Raw genomic sequence first — 2,364 nt, forward strand, 5'->3', positions numbered from 1 at the left:
ATCAGCCCGAGGCGCCGAAGTACTTTGCGGTGATGAAGCGGGTCAACAAGGAAGGCCCGGCGATCCTCGGTGCCGGGCATCATCATGAGATGCTCGATAAAGCGAAGCTGCTCGATGCTGTGTCGACAGGCACCGTGTTGGACCTGAGACCGTCGTCGGAATTCGCCGCCAAGCATGTTCCCGGAACGATCAATATCCCGCTCGGAATGCTCGCCGGTTGGGCAGGATGGTTGGTCGACTATGATCGCCCTGTTTCTCTGATTTGTGATTCGAGCCAACTCGAAGAAGCCGCACGGGTGCTTCACAAGATCGGCGTCGAAACGATCTCCGGTGGTTTTGAAACTGAGAGCGTTTTGTCATCTGGAATGGCGACCGAGAGCTACGCATCGCAAACACCGAAGGAACTCGCCGGACTGATCGAAGCCGGTGACGTGAAGTTGATCGATGTGCGTTCGGATTCGGAATGGAACGAAGGCCACATCGAGCAGGCCGAACATCGGTTCCTCGGACGCCTGCCTGATCAACTCGGTGGTCTTCAGAAGGACGAACCGGTTGTGGTGCAATGTCGCAGTGGTGCACGTTCTGCGATTGCGGTGAGTGTTTTGCAAGCAGCCGGTTACCGGCTCGCTATCAACCTGACCGGAGGTTACCTCGCGTGGAGTGCCGAAGGTTTGCCCACCTCTAAAATGTCACGCCCCGTCGCCGCTATGTAGCGTTCCCGATATCAATCATCGGTCGATACAATCCGGTTTCGGATACGCTCTAACTAGTTTTCACCTCTCTATCAGCGAGAAATCTTCATGAGTTCCACACAAACGATTAAGAACCTGCAAAAAGCCCTCGAAATGGAATTGTCCGCGACACACCAATACCAACTGCACGCCGGCGTGTTGGATGAGTGGGGCATGGGCATCCTGGCCGACCAAATGCGAGAGGAAATGCAAGAAGAACTCGGGCATTCCCAAGAGTTCATGACTCGCATTTTGTTCCACAGCGGTGATCCCGAACTCAAACTCGAGAAAACGCCCGTGCGTGCTCGTTCCCTGAAAGAAATGTTCGAGCTGGATTTGTCGGACGAAAAGGAAGCTCTCGCCTTCTATACCAAGTCTTCGGTGGAAGCCGCGGCGGAAGGTGATCTCGGATCGAAACAACTTTTCGAACGCATCGCACTGGACGAGGAGGAGCATATGGGATGGCTCGAGTTGCAACTCGACTTGCTCGAGCGAATGGGCGAGCCGGCTTACATCGCCAAGCACATGCCGATCGGAAGTTCGAGCTAAGACACGTTTCGATATCACTCTTTGTTGAAAGGATCTGTTGTGAGAACTCTTGGTTTTTTGCTGTTGGGGTTGTTGATGTCACTGCCGTGGTTGCCTGCGGCCGACGCGCAGCAGAACCAAGACAGACGCGGTCGTGGTTTCGGCTTCGGTCGCGGTGGACACGGGCGAGACGCTCGGCATGACGCGGACCGCGAGGTGTTTCAGTTTCTGCTCACCAATCACGACAAGATCACGCGCCGTGTGCGAGAGTTGCCCGACGGTGTGGAAACACTCACCGAGTCGGATGACGAGGAGGTCGCATCACAAATCAAGGATCACGTCGAGTGGATGCAGCATCGCATCGAGGACGTCAACCCGATTCGGATGCGTGATCCTTTGTTTGCCGAGATCTTTCAGCATGCCGATGAAATCACGATGGTGCACGTCGAAACAGAAAAGGGAGTACGGGTGACCGAAACCTCGGATGATCCTTACGTCGCCAAGCTCATTCAGGCTCATGCGAAAGTCGTCTCGCAGTTCGTAGAGAACGGGTTCGCCGAAGCAATGAAAAATCATTCGGTCCCTGACGATGCGGTGGATTCGCCTCGCACGGTTGAGGATGCAAGTGACACGCAGGAGGAGAAGCGTTTTCCATTGATCGATGGGCACGGAAGTGTCGTGCGGTTGCCCGATGCGATTCATCAGCCGCGTAGCGGTGCCAAGTTAATGGTCGACATCACCAGCGGAAGTGATCCCGCAAAACTGCATCCGGCGATTCAGTACGTCGCCAAGTTTGCCAACATTTACGCGGGAGCCGGCAAAGAACCGGTGGACGCGAAGATTGCCGTGGTGTTGCATGGAGGTGGCACGCTCACCGTCTTGAATGACGAGGCGTATGCCAAGAAGTTTAACGTTGATGCCAATCCGAACCTGGAGTTGCTGCATCTGTTGCATGAAGCCGGAGTTGAGTTATGTGTTTGCGGGCAATCACTGAACGCCGCTGGCTATGATTCGATGGACACGGTGGTGTTTGTGGATACGGCGGTGTCCGCGCTCACCGCAGTTGTGAATTTGCAAGCAGACGGGTTTTCGTATGTCCCATTGT

The 2,364-nt window shown here is 54.9% G+C and carries 3 protein-coding genes; all 3 read left to right on the forward strand.

Annotated features, from left to right (window positions below):
* The coding region (locus RSSM_RS30115; protein WP_044304053.1) for a rhodanese-like domain-containing protein at positions 1 to 713 on the forward strand (713 nt) is incomplete at its 5' end.
* Positions 714 to 800: 87 nt separating this feature from the next.
* Positions 801 to 1,280, forward strand: coding sequence for a bacterioferritin (locus RSSM_RS30120; protein ID WP_008688887.1), 480 nt, complete (start codon positions 801 to 803; stop codon positions 1,278 to 1,280).
* A 39-nt stretch (positions 1,281 to 1,319) separates the two neighbouring features.
* A partial coding sequence (locus RSSM_RS30125) for a DsrE family protein (protein ID WP_236621495.1) occupies positions 1,320 to 2,364 on the forward strand: 1,045 nt, incomplete at its 3' end.

Origin of the sequence: Aporhodopirellula sallentina SM41, from assembly GCF_000346505.1 — a bacterium.
Taxonomy (GTDB): domain Bacteria; phylum Planctomycetota; class Planctomycetia; order Pirellulales; family Pirellulaceae; genus Rhodopirellula; species Rhodopirellula sallentina.

What these genes read in the sequence shown, in the direction of transcription:
- RSSM_RS30120 (WP_008688887.1), top strand. Translation starts at nt 801, where the DNA reads ATGAGTTCCACACAAACGATTAAGAACCTGCAAAAAGCCCTCGAAATG.